The organism is Streptomyces sp. NPDC004667 (assembly GCF_040609475.1).
In the GTDB taxonomy this organism is placed as follows: Bacteria; Actinomycetota; Actinomycetes; order Streptomycetales; family Streptomycetaceae; genus Streptomyces.
Window position 1 is genome coordinate 1 of the sequence record NZ_JBEXKC010000131.1, and the last position, 13,321, is coordinate 13,321.

At 68.5% G+C, this 13,321-nt stretch carries 11 protein-coding genes and 1 pseudogene; 7 read left to right on the top strand and 5 right to left on the bottom strand.

Going from position 1 to position 13,321, the window contains the following annotated elements; genetic code table 11:
* Positions 1-164: 164 nt before the first annotated feature.
* Together ABZW32_RS36650 and ABZW32_RS36655 are read left to right on the top strand one after the other, a co-directional pair.
* Positions 165-1,811, top strand: a complete 1,647-nt coding sequence (locus ABZW32_RS36650) for a trypsin-like serine protease (protein WP_356224755.1) — start codon at positions 165-167, stop codon at positions 1,809-1,811.
* A gap of 119 nt (positions 1,812-1,930) precedes the next feature.
* Positions 1,931-2,122 (top strand): hypothetical protein, encoded by a 192-nt coding sequence (locus ABZW32_RS36655; RefSeq protein WP_356224757.1) that lies wholly within the window; start codon positions 1,931-1,933, stop codon positions 2,120-2,122.
* Positions 2,123-2,716: 594 nt separating this feature from the next.
* On the opposite strand, the gene ABZW32_RS36660 is transcribed toward ABZW32_RS36655, so the two are convergent.
* From ABZW32_RS36660 to ABZW32_RS36675, 4 genes and pseudogenes are all read right to left on the bottom strand, one after another.
* A complete protein-coding gene (locus tag ABZW32_RS36660; RefSeq protein ID WP_356224759.1) occupies positions 2,717-3,292 on the bottom strand; it encodes a DUF6368 family protein in 576 nt (191 codons plus the stop codon).
* Between the two features lie 143 nt (positions 3,293-3,435).
* Entirely contained in the window at positions 3,436-4,155 is a 720-nt protein-coding gene (gene istB, locus ABZW32_RS36665) for an IS21-like element helper ATPase IstB (RefSeq protein WP_356224761.1), read from the bottom strand.
* A 22-nt stretch (positions 4,156-4,177) separates the two neighbouring features.
* A pseudogene (locus tag ABZW32_RS36670) lies at positions 4,178-5,053 on the bottom strand (hypothetical protein); the annotation flags it as partial.
* Positions 5,054-5,282: 229 nt separating this feature from the next.
* Positions 5,283-6,416: a PIN domain-containing protein gene (locus ABZW32_RS36675; RefSeq protein WP_356224763.1), complete on the bottom strand. Its 1,134-nt coding sequence runs from the start codon at positions 6,414-6,416 to the stop codon at positions 5,283-5,285.
* A gap of 242 nt (positions 6,417-6,658) precedes the next feature.
* Here ABZW32_RS36675 and ABZW32_RS36680 point away from each other — a divergent pair, with 242 nt between their 5' ends.
* The 3 genes from ABZW32_RS36680 (at position 6,659) to ABZW32_RS36690 (ending at position 10,154) form a co-directional block, all read left to right on the top strand.
* Positions 6,659-6,871 carry a hypothetical protein gene (locus tag ABZW32_RS36680; protein ID WP_356224765.1) on the top strand — a complete coding sequence of 71 codons (213 nt, stop codon included), beginning with the start codon at positions 6,659-6,661 and terminating at the stop codon, positions 6,869-6,871.
* A gap of 1,189 nt (positions 6,872-8,060) precedes the next feature.
* Positions 8,061-8,696, top strand: a complete 636-nt coding sequence (locus tag ABZW32_RS36685; RefSeq protein WP_356224767.1) for a hypothetical protein — start codon at positions 8,061-8,063, stop codon at positions 8,694-8,696.
* A 903-nt stretch (positions 8,697-9,599) separates the two neighbouring features.
* The gene (locus ABZW32_RS36690) at positions 9,600-10,154 is read left to right on the top strand and encodes an ATP-binding protein (protein ID WP_356224769.1); all 555 of its coding nucleotides are present in this window, start codon (positions 9,600-9,602) and stop codon (positions 10,152-10,154) included.
* 474 nt (positions 10,155-10,628) lie between these two features.
* Here the strand turns inward: ABZW32_RS36690 and ABZW32_RS36695 are convergent, their stop codons facing one another.
* Complete coding sequence (locus ABZW32_RS36695) at positions 10,629-11,426, bottom strand: TnsA-like heteromeric transposase endonuclease subunit (protein WP_356224770.1); 798 nt, start codon at positions 11,424-11,426, stop codon at positions 10,629-10,631.
* A 197-nt stretch (positions 11,427-11,623) separates the two neighbouring features.
* Here ABZW32_RS36695 and ABZW32_RS36700 point away from each other — a divergent pair, with 197 nt between their 5' ends.
* Entirely contained in the window at positions 11,624-12,499 is an 876-nt protein-coding gene (locus ABZW32_RS36700) for a hypothetical protein (RefSeq protein ID WP_356224772.1), read from the top strand.
* A 175-nt stretch (positions 12,500-12,674) separates the two neighbouring features.
* Positions 12,675-13,010, top strand: coding sequence for a hypothetical protein (locus tag ABZW32_RS36705; protein WP_356224774.1), 336 nt, complete (start codon positions 12,675-12,677; stop codon positions 13,008-13,010).
* The last annotated feature ends 311 nt before the right edge of the window (positions 13,011-13,321 follow it).

A 13,321-nucleotide genomic window follows, 5' to 3' on the forward strand; every position in this document is an offset into this window, starting at 1 on the left:
CGACCTCACCAAGAACGCCTGGACCAACATCGGCGAGACCGCCGACCCCCAGCGCCGCGACTTCACGCTGCTGCAAATCACCGCAGCCAAGTAACCCCCGAAGCGCCGCACGGCCCCGGCGCTCATGGTCGCGCACCGAATCCTGATTCGTAAGGAAGTTCCACATGCATGCTCCACGTCCGCGCACCGCGCAGACGACCTGCGTACTTGCCGCCGCCAGTGCAGTCGTCGCAGGTCTGATATCGGCAGTCCCGGCGCAGGCGCTCAACGGCCCGGATGCCCCCGCGGGGCAGTACACGTCAGTCGTGAAGCTGACCGTCGGCGGCGAGACCAACAGCCGCGGCTGCACGGGCACCCTGGTCGACGCCTCCTGGGTCCTGACCGCCGCGAGCTGCTTCACGGCCACGCCTGGTGACGGGGTTCCGGCCGGCAAGCCCGCGCTCAAGAGCGTTGTCACCTTTGGCGACACGAAGACCGTCGAGATCACCGAGCTCGCCCCGCGCACCGATCGCGACCTGGTCCTGGCCCGCCTGGCCACCCCCGCCGCCAACATCGCGGGGGTCAAGCGGGCAACCGCCGCCCCGGCGACCGGGACTGACCTGACGGCAGCCGGGTTCGGGAGGACGAAGACCGAATGGGTCCCCGGCAAGCTCCACACCGGAGCCTTCACCGCCGGCGCCGTCGGCGCCACCACCCTGACTCTCACCGGCAAGGGCACCGACGTCCTCTGCAAGGGTGATACCGGCGGCCCGCTGCTGAACACCGCCGGCGAACTCGTCGGCGTCAACTCCCGCTCCTGGCAGGGTGGCTGTCTTGACGTCGATGCCGCCGAGACCCGTACCGGCGCCGTTTCCGTCCGCACCGACGACCTCGGTGAGTGGATCGACGGGCACCGCGCCCGATCCTCGGGCTGGAAGACCGCTACCGCCATACAGTCCGGCAGCAGCCTCTATCAGGGGATCCGGCTGCCCGACGGCTCCTGGACCGGCTTCGCCGACGTCCAGACCAGGGCCGGTGACATTGGGGGCGTCCGCTCCTCCGCTGTCGTTGGCATGAACGGCGATACCCACGTCCTGGCCATCAGCAACAACGGTGGTCTTTTCCACGTCATCCGCAAGGAAGACGGCACCTGGGGCACCTTCGGCGACGTCTTCGGCGTGGCCGGCACCCTCGGCAACCTCACCAGTGTCACAGCCACCAACATCGGCTACGACCTCCACGTCGTTGCCGTCGCCGACGGCAAGGTTCTCCACACCGTGCGCAACGCCGCCGGCCAGTGGACCAAGTTCGGCGACGTCTCCGGCGAAGCCGGACGGATCGACAATGTCACGGCCGCCGCCACCGCCAGCACCGGAGGGCAGCTCCAGGTGACCGCCGTCAGCGGCGGCAAGGCCTACCACACGCTGCGCAACACCGCCGGGCAGTGGACCGCATGGGGGGATGTCGTCGCGGCCGTCGGCTCCACCACCGGTCCCATCACCGCCGTCACCATGGCCGGCACCGGAAACGACGCCCAGATCGTCATCACCACCGACAACGGCACCCGCCAGTACCACGCCATCCGCAACGGCAACGGCACCTGGACCCCCCTCGGCGACCTGAAGCCCATCCTCGGCACCGTCACCGCCAAGTCCGTCGCCGCGGCCCCGGTGAACGGTGAACTTCAGTTCGTCGTCACCACCGCAGACAACAAGGTCCTGCACACCATCCGCCACACCGACCGCACGTGGGACACGCCCACCACGGTCCCCCTCCAGGGTCTGCCCGCAGCTCCTGGCAACATCGCCATCACCCCCACCTGGACCCCGTAGCAGAGGCGCGGGCGGTGATGTCGGCCTCCTCACCGGCATCACCGTCGGGCGACACCCTCCTATCTCGCACGTCTCCAGAATCCACACGTGGTCGTGAAGCCCGTCTCGAACGAAAACCCATGTCTGACTCCCGTCCGCGTCCGGTACGGATGACCCGTCTGTTCGGCACCGCCTCCGGGGTCGCCGCAAGCCTGATCTCTGCAGGCTCGGCCCAGGCCCTCGCCGGCCCCGAAGCCACTGCCGGCCAGTACGCCTACGCCGCGAAGCCGACCACCGGAACCGAGACAGACGGTCGGCCGCCGCGCTGGTGAACGCCCGCTGGGTCCTGACCACCGCGGCGTGCCCCGCCGCCAAGCCCGATGACACGGTTGCAGCCGGACGGCCCACGCTGGCGACCACGGCCACCTTCACCGGAGGCCAGATCCGCCAGGTGGTGGAGGTCTGCACAAGCACTGGCGACCGCGACCTGGTCCTGACCCGGTTCTCTGTCCCCTCACCGGGCCCAAGCTCGGTCTGACGGGCCTGTCCCAGGCCGGATCCAGGGCGTGCACGGGCCGGAGCCCGACATGGGCACCGGCAAGTGGTCGGGCGGCGCACTCAAGGAAGGCGACATCAAGCTTGAGGGGTACGCCCCGGACCGCTCCGGTACCTGGGGCTGGCACCCCGCCCTGTCGGACACGGCACCAAGCCCGACGGCTCGGGCAACACCACCGGCAGCCAGCCCGGACCGAATGGCGGTTCCACGCCGACGGGTAACACGGGCACCGCCGGCTCCGGCGGTCGCCTTGTCCGCGTACTCATGAGAGTGCTCAGCGAGGTACGTATGAATGTGCTCAGTTGGACGATGGTGTGAGTGTCAGCCTCAAGCTCGTGCCGTGCCGAGGTTCGGTGTGGCCCGGGTAGGCCTACTTGACGAGGCGGAAGTCTGGGTGCTGCAGCCAGGCACTGAGGAACTGCAGGTCGCCGACATGCCGGATCCAGCGGTCGCCGCCACCCGTGTCATAGGAGACTTCCCTGACGGTGCCAGGGAGTGATGCCACCAGCGTCCGTGATCGGGCCAGGTCCGCAGCTTCATCGGTCCGATTGCCAGGGGTATATCCAAGGACGCCGTCGAAGTCGATCATCGCGTGGAGCCGTTGGGCGAAGGCAAGGGCGAGGTGACCGAGCAGAACGGGGTTCACCTGCCCGGAACAGCCGACGGCAAGTATGAGGCCCTGCACTGGCGGCACCAAGAATTCGGAGTAGTCCTCGTCGTCTGCCGGTATGCAGTCGTCCTCCGAGAGGAAGAACATGCCCGCCTCAGCCGTCTTGAGAGCGTCCAGACCGAGGACTGCAGGCTCTCGGACTCGGAAGGCCAAGTCTCCGTCAGCCTTGGTTTGGACCGGATCGCAGAACGTCTCCAGCCACGGGGTCACACTGGCCCGTATGTCGTCGAAGCTGCTGTGTTCGAAGAGCCACAGTCCAATTGCCGGTCCCGCCATGATGCCTCCAAATTCGCGGCTCAGTGCCGTGTGGACCTGGTTCTACCAGGTCCACGGAGAGACATCCGATCGATTTCGGGACACTGACATGCCGGTCAGGCTGCGTTGTCGCGTTCGATAGCGGCGAGTCGGTTCTTGAGCCGTTAGCTGGGGCCGTTGATGGAGGCGACGTCGCAGTGGTGGAGGAGGCGGTCGAAGATGGCGGTGGCGAGGACCTCGTCGTCGAACACCTGTCCCCATTCGCTGAAGGTCTTGTTTGAGGTCAGGATGATCGAGCCCTTTTCGTAGCGCTTGGAGATCACCTGGAACACCAGGTTCGCCTCGGCTCGCTCCAGCGGTTGGTAGCCGACCTCATCCACGACGAGGACGCCCGGTCGCAGATAGGCACGGAGTCTGCTGTTGAGCCGACCCGCGGTCTCGGCGGACTTCAGCTGGCGGACGCTGTTGTCGAGGCTGGTGAAGCAGACGGAGAAGCCGGCTCGGCAGGCGGCGACGGAGAGAGCCACGGCGATGTGTGTCTTACCGACGCCGGGCGGTCCCAACAGGGCCGCGTTGGCTTTGACCTCGACGAAGGCGAGGGTGGCGAGATCTTGATCTTGCGGGGGGGCGAGCTCGGGCTGGAAGGCGAAGCCGTATTCGTCCAGGGTCTTGTGGTGCGGGAGTGTGGAGAGCCGCAGGCCTTGGCGGAAGCGGCGGTCGTCGCGGACGGCGAGTTCTTCAGCCAGAACGAGGTCGAGGAAGTCGAGGTAGCCCATCTTGGCGTCGTCTGCTCTGTCGGCGTACTGGATCAGGCTCTCGGCCAGGTGGGGCAGGCCTGGCTTGGCGGCCGTGCTGCGGATGCGGGTGCTGACCAGCTCGCTCAACTGGGCTCCTCCGGCGGGGGGCGTGGGTGGTGAAGAGACGTGTCCCGGTCAGTTCGTCATAGACGGAAACAGGTCTGCGGCCGACCTCGACGCGAACGGCCGCAGACCGGTTCAGGAGAGCCATCAGTGAACCGGCTTCCTGGCCCAGGGCCTCTTGATGGCGGGGCCGGGGTGGGACGTCGCCGGTGGTGGTTCGCCGGTTCCGTCCGTCGGCAAGCCCGTCCCAGTGCTTTCCATCGACGATGCAGGCGCCGCGGCCGACGGCCCGCCGGTGGGTGGCCAGCAGGGTTACTCCGTCGGTGGTCGGCATGGTGGCATGCAGGGTGATCTGGGACTTCGTGGCCCTGACTTCCACCGGCTGACGCGGGCGGACCTTTCGGGCCGGAACCGAGTAGAGGTTCGCGTCGAAGACGACCAGGCAATCCTTGCTCCCGACATGGGCGAGGATCCTGCCCTTGTCTCCCCAGTCGACCTGGCCCTGTGCCCCGGGGACCACTTCGAACCTTCGGTGCAGGCCGGCCAGCTCGCCCGGGCTGATGCGCAGTTCTTCTGCGACTCGGGGCCGGGCCTCTCGCATATGGAGCTTCACCCGCTGGTAGTTGCCGGCGAAGCCGTACTCCGCCACCAGGCTTTCGTGGACCACGGCTCCTTTGATCAGGATCTCCGACCGCAGCACCGCGTCGATCAGTGGCGCAACATCGTCCACCGTCCGTCCGCGAGCCCGTCTGGTCGATGACCGACGAGGCGGAGAGATCGGAACCTGGGTGGTCAGGTATTTGCGTCCCGTGCGGCGGTTGAGCCCAGTCTCCCTCGCGATTTCCGACAAGCTCATCGCCCCGGACTCGAACAGTCCGCGAAAACGCCGAAGCTCCATCCATCGCTGCGGGTCCAAGACCACGGCGGAGCCGCCCTCCACCACCCCGAGCAGGCCAGCAGCAGGCTGCCCAGGAGCATCTGGAGCGGGATCGTATCGATGCCCTCCGTGCGTGCCCGCTTCCTGCGGGCGAGCCCGGTCAGCGTGGTTTCGATGTGGGTCAGGTCGGGCGCGGCCTGCTCGCCGATCCGGTGCAGCGCCAGCTACATCGAAGGGGTGTTCATAAGCGTCTCTACTCGTGCTGTGGCCACGCTCAGGTCCTGGAGGTGAGCCACGGCAGATCGCAGAGCAGGACTGTTGGCCAGGACCGAACCTGCGCCTCCGCCAGCCGCAGTTCCGCATCGACGTAGGAGATCTCAGGGAGGCGTGGGATGTCGTCCGACGTGATGGCGGTCGGCCGCTTGGAGTCCAGGACGGTGATGGCCTTGTCCGCCGCCGTACTCAGCAGGACTCGGGTCTCCCACGCGAACGCATGGTCACGCTCATCGTTTCCGAACCCGACGGGCTCCCTGAGCAGCCACCGGACCGTGGCGGTGAACCAGTGGTGATCACCCACCTCGCGGCCACTCACCTCCGTCACCTGGCCCAACGCCGCCGCCGTGGGGTCCCAACGACGCACAGTCACCGGATTCAGCTTGTAGAAGTCTCCCTCTGAGGCCATCGTCAGTGCCGAGCCCGGAAACGCGTGGAAGCGCTTCCTGGCGGCCCGAGCGGCCTCCAGGATCGCAGCGTGGGCCTCCTCGGTGTCCAGCAGCCCCTGCACGTCCTGTGCCGTCGCCTCCACTTCCTTGGCGAACTTCTTCAACACTCCGTCGAGGGACGTGAAGAGGAAGAAGCGGCCCTCCACGTCGCGAATGTCCCGGTCCATAGGGTGCGGGAACGAGGTCCCGTCGCCGAAGTCCTCGGTGTTGTTGCTGACGAAGTACACCGTCTCGTCGGGGTGATCGCGGGCGTACTCAACGGCCGTCAGCCAGATAGCGGCGTCGCGGGCCCCGGTCTTGTGCCTGCCGCTGTTGACGGTCTTGCACGGGGCGATCAGGTTCGTCTCCCGGAACATGGCCTGCTGGTACGCGGCAGGCGGCGTCTCGATGACCTCCGTGATGGATGCGTACCGCTCCCGCCAGTGCTCACGTACGTGCTCAGCCGGCCACTTCCTCGGGTGGTCTACATGCTTCCAGGGCGTGGCCTTCCGCAGCTCCTCCACCGCCGCCAACGCGGCAGCGTGCTTGGCCTGGTAACTGAGTGCCTGCTGCGCGGCGACCTCCTCCACGGCGATCCACGGGGTAGCCACGCGTTCCTCGCCCGAAGCCCGGATGGCGCGGAGCACATCCGCGACAGTGCTGCGCAGTGAGGTGCTCTTCAGGATGTTCGCGTCCAGGATGATCAATGCGGGCACTCCGTCTCACGCAGATCCGAGCCGTACGGCCACACCCTCTCAAGTTCTGGTCAGTGGGGCGGAGTCAATTCCAGGACCCGAGCGCGGAATGGGTTGTCGAGCGCGCTCCGTCTGGCCGCTGTTGCACGCCCAACGACCGACTCCCGCGTCGTGCTGTCCCGCCGCCGCCCCGAGACGCAAGGGTGGGAATCCCCCACGCTCCCCGAGGACCGGGAAAGCCGAAAGGACGACCCATGACCACGACGCCCGCGATCACCACGACCCCCGACTCGGCCGCGCAGCTCCAGCAGGAACTGGACCGGCTCCGGCGCCAGCGGAACCTGTTCGTCCTGGCGCTCGGCTCCGTCCTCATGCTCGGCGCGGCCGCGCTGGTGCGGTGGGCGCCCGGCTGGGCCGATCCCGCGCAGGTCGCGGGACAGGCGGCCTGTACACGACGGCTGCGGTGATGCCGCTCCGACGCCGGTGACTGCCCGTTCTGTAGTCACTGTTCCAGTCCCCAGCCCTGTTCAGCGCGTTGTACGGATGGGCCCGGCCGCCGAGTTGGCTGCCTGGGGAGTGTAATTCGCCGGTGAGTAGACCGGTGGGTGAGTGGTGAGGTTGGCTCCGGGAGGGGTTACTCACTGTCCGCGGTGGTGCCGGGGCCCAGGGTCCGCTGTGCCCGGCGGACGTGCGCGTGGTCGCTGTGCACGGCGAGCGAAGAGCCGGCGCCCCGGGATCCTTCGGCAGCAAGTCGGGCCCGGCGCACGGCTGAGGGCAAGTCCGGGGGAGCAGCGGGGTGGGATCCGGTGCCCAGCGGGCGACGCTCGTTCATCGGCCCCGTGTCGGGGCACTTCCGGCTGGATCATCGGCCGGGCCGGTGCCGAAGTTCCCGACGGAGGGGGAAGCGGGTGTTGTCCGCTCGGGCCATGGGCGGCCCGTTCGTTGACCGCCTGGACCGCCGTCAGGCGGCCATGTCGCACATGGGGGAACCATCGGGGGAGCGAGGCGGGGGAAACGTCGGGAGACGCTGGAGGGGGAGACAAGGGGGGAAGCGGTATCGGAGCGACGGCGCCATCTGCGCTGGTCGGGTGCCCTTTGGTGACTGGTGAGGAGGCGGACTTTCCCCTGGGGCCGCTGGTTGGTGGGGTGGAGAGATGGGAGGGAGGGCGGGGGAAGGGGAAGTCGCGGTCGGGCTTGTTCCTGGATCAAGGGGCAGCCGGGGACAGGGGACGCCGACGGGATGGTCTGGCGGACGCCGGTGGTGCTGTTGGAGAAGAGGAGGGGAGGGGGGCCGGGTGGTGTGGCGCTTCAGGGTGAGGGCGGGGTGGGTGCCCGGAAGGTCCAGGGAGACCTGGGAAGCGAAATGGATGCGGCCGACGCCCACTTCCGCCGTTGGCGGGTGGCAAGGGCGCCGGCCTCCGAAGAACACACCCGAGAGAACCCGGTGCATCATCGGGGCGAGCATAGCGTCAAAGGTGCTGGACGCGCCTACGGCGCTCCTTGAATGCGGTAGCATTTTTCTGCCTGTGGAGCCGGTTTGGCGGTCCCGCACGTCGTGGTGCGCGCCAGCGCGCCTCACCGTTTGGAGGAGCAGGTTCCATGATCCGCGCAGGACGAACCGCCGTGGGCCGACGAGAGCTTGCCGAAGCCCTCGGCATGACGTGGCCGACATTCCGCCGGCTCAAGCCGCACGACGCGCAGGACTTCCCTTCACCGGTCAGCTCCGAGGGCGCTCTGGTACTGCTGTGGGACCTGGAGCAGGTCGAGGCCTACCGCAGCGGCCGGCCGCAGCCGGCCCTCCCGGCCCGGGAGGACGACGAGGACCTGCTCGACCGCCGCGAGGCAGCCCTCGCGCTGAACGTGAAGCCGCGCAGCATCGACAGCTACAAGACCGACTCCCGCCTCGCCGACCACGCCGTCGTGGTGGCCGGAGCCGAGCACTGGCCCCGCGGCGTGCTGCGCGCCTACGGCGCCGCCCGGGGAACCATGGCCGCGCCCAGCGGCCGGCCGATCGGATCGGGCGACATGGTCCCCCGGGACCTGCTTCCCGGACGCATCGCCGCCCTCCTCGACGCCGACCCCGCGGTGACGGCTGCTCACGCCGTCGATGTCCTCGGCATCGCCACATCCACCGCGCAGAGGCACCTCCAGCAGGAGCGGGCCGCCCGCATCGCGACACGGATGCGCACCGAGGACATCGACGCCGAAGAGGCCGCAGACCGGCTGGGCTACCCCCCGGCACTCCGCCGGATCGCCGTAAAGGCCGCCCAGGGTCTCTACGACAACCACTGACACGCCAACCACCCGAGGGGGCCGGGCCGCCAGGTTGAGGCCCCCCACCGGGCCCTAACCGCCTCTGACCTGCGAATACATCACTCTTTCGGGTCGGCCGAAGAGGGTGTGAGTTGGGGGTGTGGTGGCGGGGTTTGGGTGTCATCAGTTATTGATGGTTATCGGGCCTGGTAGAGCGTGGTTTCTCGTTCGGTGATGGCTGTCATGGGGTGACCAGGTGAGTGCCATTTGTCGATAGCACGTGGGTGGTGTGGCTGTCACCGGGTTGAAAGTTCCTGTGTTCGGGGTGGTCTGTTTGGGCTGTGCTGGTGGGTATGGCTGGCCGGTCGGGTCGTGGTGTACGTGGTGGGGCAGGGGCTTCGGTTGCGGGGGCTGGTGCGGGTCGGGGTGTGGTGGTTCGGCGTCTGCTCGCGGTGGAGGAGTCGGGGGTTGTGTCGCGGCTGCATGTGAAGGTCGCGGCGGAGCTTGCCGGGGTGTCAGAGCGGACGGTGTGGCGTTGGCTCGCTGAAGGGCGGGCTGGGCGGATGGAGGCGAGGCCGCGGGGGCACGGGTTCGCGTTGAGTGATGCGTTGTGGGCGGTCCTCGCGGAAGAGGGCGGGAACGTCTCCGGCTTGTATCGGCGGATCGAGCGGGCACACGCCGATGGTGGGCTGGAGGAGTGGGGTGTCGGGCGTGTCCCGTCTCTCTCGACGCTCCAGCGCGTAGTGCTTCGTGACCTGCGGGTGGGGCGGGTGCTGGAGGTGGCGAAGCCTTCCCGGAACTGGGTCGAGGCCAGCTGGTATGAGCGGGTTCTGGCCGATCTGAAGCTTGAGCGGGCGGGTGAGGGTCTGCCGGTGGTGGACGGCGGAAGTCTCAGCTGTTGCCGAGCCGGACGAGGAGAGCATCGGGCCGTCGCGGGGTGGGGTGCGGCTGTTTGTGCCGGGTGCCCGGGTGGTGTCGACGGCCAGCGTTGCTGCTGTGGTGGAAGCCGCGGGGCACACCGTGGCGGCGCAGGGAATTGGGTGTGTGTTCGGGGATCCGGGGGTGGGGAAGACGGTGGCGGTGCAGCAGGCGCTGCATCTCCTGCCTGATCGGGTTCCGGTGTGGCGGGCGGTGGTCGGCGTGAAGCCGGGTCTGCCGCAGATGCGGGCGTCGTTGCTTGAGGCGCTGGGGCTGGCAGCAGGTTCTCTGGAGCACCGGGCGCAGCCGGCGGACCGCGCTCTCGGGGAGGCGCTGCGCCGGTCCGGGGTGCTGTTCCTCGACGACGCGCAACGCCTCTCCTCGCCGTTGCTGGACTACCTGCGGCTGCTGTGGGACGAGCCGGGGACCGCTGCCGCGCTGTTGCTGTGTGGGGCGAGTGCGGAGCGGGTGATCGCGCGGGTGCCGGCGTTGCGGTCGAGGGTGCTGACCTGGCACCAGGTTCCCGGGTTGGACCTGGAGCGGCTCGCGGAGACGCTGGCGTTGTTCCATGACGTGTAGGAAGGCGTCGATCTGGCAGACGTGGGATGGGCGGATGCGACGGTGGCACGGGGCAACTTCCGGACCTGGGCGAAGATCACCTCTCACGTCTACGTCCTGTCCAAGCGCGGCCGGGACGTGCGCGTGGACCGTGCGCTGATCGAGCAGGCCTGCGCCCGGCTGGGCCCCTACCCGGAAAGGCCGGCGGCAGGACCGAAAAGGGGAGACTAGCGGCGGGCGGTAGGGAGCGGTTCCATGATCAGTTCATCCGAGGCGGGAGAGCCGGTACCGCTGGACGTGCGAGAACCGGTACCCGAGCTCCAGGGCCCGGCGCTCACAGCGCTGCGTGGCCCTGCGGTTCAGCGGCTGCTGCGGTTGCGGGCCCAGAGGCGGCTTTCACGGGGCCCAGCGCGGCCCGTCCAGCCCCGGCCAGAACATGGATGCCACCGTCGAACCGGATCCGGTCCCCGACTTCGACGACGCCTGCCGGACGCTTCACCGCTCTGCCTGCTTCCGTCGCCCGGCTGGCACAGCGATCACGAGGGTCTCCTCGCTCAGGGGACGGCCCCAGTCCATGCTCAGCAGGCCGTTCCAGAGCCCGTGGTAGACGGCCGGCAGCGTCGCGATCGGGTCCCCGAGCCGGAGCGCACTCTCGCCCAGCGTGGAGCGCTGCGCGAACGCCCCGCGGAGCCGGGCAGCGGGGATACCCACCGAGCACCGAGGATGCCGGTAGACCGACAGCCAGCGCCCATTGGCCAGGACGACCGGATCTGCGGTGTCCGCGAACTGGTGCTTCCAGCCCGCCTCCTGAGCACACGCCTCGACCACCCGCGCCCGGCCGATGAGCCGCGCGGACGGTCCGCCGCTCCCGGGGCAGTCCACAAGACGAATGCCCCCGCCCGCCTCGGCCACGGCCAGGTCGGGGGTATGGGTCACAATGCGGCCCTGCTCCTCCCACACGAACTCCACGGGACGGCTCACAATGCCTGCCACCTGCGGATCCTGATCCAACATCATGACCGCGTCCCGCATAGCCGCGCTCCCGTACCCCACCAAACGGCTGGTGGTCGCTGACCACCACCACCCTGGAGCCAACCGCCGCCCGCGCCGCAGAGGGAAAGCACGAACCATCGGGCATTCCATGAGGGGCAGCTCCCCGATGGCTGTCCGCCACGGCTTCTGGACCATGACCCCGTCCGGTCCGACGAACCGCACGTCCACATGGCGCGGATGTACCCCGCCCCCTCCACCGAACCCAGTGGGCCACCGTAGGCAAGCCGCCCTTCCGCGCATTGAAGAACAACGCGGTATACCTGCGCAGTGCGCAGGTATACCGAGCCACACGATGCAGTGAAGACCCGTCTGAACAGCCCGAACACAACTCTCGACTCTGCTACCGCCTCGCCCTACGGGCCCGCCAGAGCGGAGCGGAGACGGCCACCAACCTCGTGCGCAGACCCGTTGTCACACGGGGAAGGCACAATCGGCGCATGTCTGAGATCTTCGTCGACCTGGGAATAGTCACTGCGCCGTCGGGCGTGCTGGTGCTTGGTATGGCCGGTTGGATCGATCAGTGGCGGGAGCTGGGCCAGCCGTTGTCCGAGCGCGCCAGGGCGGCCACGGCGAAGGGCGGGGGCCATCTTCGTGAAGGGTTGTGCGAGGCGGTCGCGGTTCCGGCGGCCGCTGACCGGGCTTTGATGGTGCGGGCGAGTACCTCGCCGTCTCCGTTCGACCGTGAGCCGACGATTGCGACCCTGGAGATCGGTCTCGGGCTTCCGTGGCCCGAGACCGCGGACCGGGCGGTACCGGTACGGCTCGGGGACCTGCCCGTCGATCGCTGCGGCATGGTTGTCGGCGACGCGGTGGGCCTGGACGTGTGGAGGGGATGGGACGACGAGGCGGCCGACGGGCTCGCCGATATCTTCTACTGGGGCCTGTACGCGGACGACACACATGCGCAGTTCGGTGGTGAGCGGATCGCCCAGTACGGCGTTGACGGGCCACACGGGTGGCTGGACCTCCCGGTGGAAGAGGCGGCCGCGCGTGCGGCCGCGCGTGCGGCCGAGCTCGAAGCCTGGCGCGACCGTCTCCATGGCAAGGGCCTCATGGTTTCCGTCGACGAGCACACCGATGTCCACCGTTTCCAGCGGGCCGGGTGGCACCATCCGCTTCGTGTGGGTGCGATCGATGTCGGTGGCTGCCAGGTGCTGGGCATCGAATGGGACCAGGGTGACCACTCGATGAGGCACCGCGGTGAGCGGGCTTACGGCCAGGTGTATCCGGTCACGCTGGAAGCTGATAAGGCGGGAGAGATGGTGCTGCGATGGGCCATCCCGCCCTACGACTTCGATGACGAAGCCGAGTGACGAGCCCAGTCCTGGTACCCCCAGTGCGAATCACCCGCACGACAAGGTTCACTGGCCGTCGACAGCGTGGCTTTGTGCAGGGACCGAGGAACGCACCATGCCATCAGTTCCCGTATCAAGCCGGGCTAAGTTTTGAAGCATCGCTTTGCAGATTGGTCTCTTCGAAGGATGGGGTATGAGCCGGGGCGCTGGACAGCAGGAGATCGAGCGGGAGCTGCGCCGGAGGGCGAGCGGCGGAGCGTCCGCGCTGGAGATGCTCACCTGGCTGAGAGACGACTTGGAGGTTCGGATCAACGATCCAGCTGACCGCGACGGCGCGATTGCCTTCTGCATGATCTCGACGTTCACATCGGTCTTCGACCTCGGGCTCACACCCGGACGGTTCATCGCGAGCTGGGACCGGTTCGGAGGGCACCTGAACGACGAGGAACTGGTGTCGAGACTGGGCCCGCTGACCCTGGCACCGAACGAGGAGCCTCAGCCCTGTGGCTGCGGCGGGTACTGGGTCTGAGGGCGGAGGCGCCCCGCGGTGGCACGAACAGACCACGCCCGGGCCAGATCCTTGCTGCCAGCGCCCGCGGAGCGGGCTTGTCCTGGAGGCGAAGCCGGAAGGACCCCGGGCGGGGGAGCGAAGCGGACCCGCTCAACGGGCCAAAGGCCCAAACCCCGTGAAACGGGGTCACCCAGGCCTGCAGAGCAGGCTGTTCGGGGGCAGAGCGAAGCGGAGCCCCCGAACCGTCCGGAGCGCAGCGCAGGACACCGGCCCGAAGGGCCGGCTCTGGCTCGGCGAAGCCGAGCCCGCCGAGCGCAGCGAGGCAGATC

What these genes read in the sequence shown, in the direction of transcription:
- ABZW32_RS36700 (WP_356224772.1), top strand. Translation starts at nt 11,624, where the DNA reads ATGTCTGAGATCTTCGTCGACCTGGGAATAGTCACTGCGCCGTCGGGC.
- ABZW32_RS36655 (WP_356224757.1), top strand. Translation starts at nt 1,931, where the DNA reads ATGTCTGACTCCCGTCCGCGTCCGGTACGGATGACCCGTCTGTTCGGC.
- ABZW32_RS36705 (WP_356224774.1), top strand. Translation starts at nt 12,675, where the DNA reads ATGAGCCGGGGCGCTGGACAGCAGGAGATCGAGCGGGAGCTGCGCCGG.
- ABZW32_RS36695 (WP_356224770.1), bottom strand. Translation starts at nt 11,426, where the DNA reads ATGCGCGGAAGGGCGGCTTGCCTACGGTGGCCCACTGGGTTCGGTGGA.
- ABZW32_RS36660 (WP_356224759.1), bottom strand. Translation starts at nt 3,292, where the DNA reads ATGGCGGGACCGGCAATTGGACTGTGGCTCTTCGAACACAGCAGCTTC.
- ABZW32_RS36685 (WP_356224767.1), top strand. Translation starts at nt 8,061, where the DNA reads ATGACGTGGCCGACATTCCGCCGGCTCAAGCCGCACGACGCGCAGGAC.
- ABZW32_RS36680 (WP_356224765.1), top strand. Translation starts at nt 6,659, where the DNA reads ATGACCACGACGCCCGCGATCACCACGACCCCCGACTCGGCCGCGCAG.
- ABZW32_RS36650 (WP_356224755.1), top strand. Translation starts at nt 165, where the DNA reads ATGCATGCTCCACGTCCGCGCACCGCGCAGACGACCTGCGTACTTGCC.